This is a genomic window from Ancylomarina sp. YFZ004 (assembly GCF_054254355.1).
This window is the reverse complement of sequence record NZ_JBTCHQ010000044.1, coordinates 1-524: the sequence shown is the minus strand read 5'-3', so window position 1 is coordinate 524 and position 524 is coordinate 1. Positions and strand designations below refer to the sequence as shown.

Genomic DNA, 524 nt, shown 5'->3' with positions numbered 1-524 from the left:
CAGGGTGAAGTTTGGGTTTCTGATATTACATATGTACGAACACATGAAGGTTGGCTATATTTGACTGTTATAATAGATTTGGCAGACAGAAAAGTGATAGGTTGGTCTACAAGTAAAACAATGAAAGCTGCTGATACAATCATGCCTTCGTGGAAGATGGCAATCCTAAACAGGCCTATAACTGGTCGTTTGATCTTCCATTCCGATCAGGGCGTTCAATATGCATGTAATGAGTTTAGAGAGACTCTTAAGAAAGATAAACGTGTTATACAAAGTATGAGTAGAAAAGGGAATTGCTGGGACAATGCTTGCGCAGAGAGTTTCTTTAAGAGTATCAAAACCGAATGGATATACCGTTTCAAATATAATACATTTAAAAGCGCGGCATTATCTATTTTTGAGTACATAGCAACATGGTATAATACATGTAGAAGGCATTCTTCTTTAAATTATTTATCACCCTTGGAGTATGGAAGGCTATTAAATAATCAAAAGAAGGCAGCATGACTTAACTTACTGTCCAC

General features: G+C 36.5%; 1 protein-coding gene. It reads left to right on the top strand.

Annotated elements, in window-relative coordinates:
- Positions 1–507 (top strand): IS3 family transposase (locus ACXR6G_RS20135; RefSeq protein ID WP_458363250.1); only part of this gene is annotated, 507 nt, incomplete at its 5' end.
- Between the last annotated feature and the right edge of the window lie 17 nt (positions 508–524).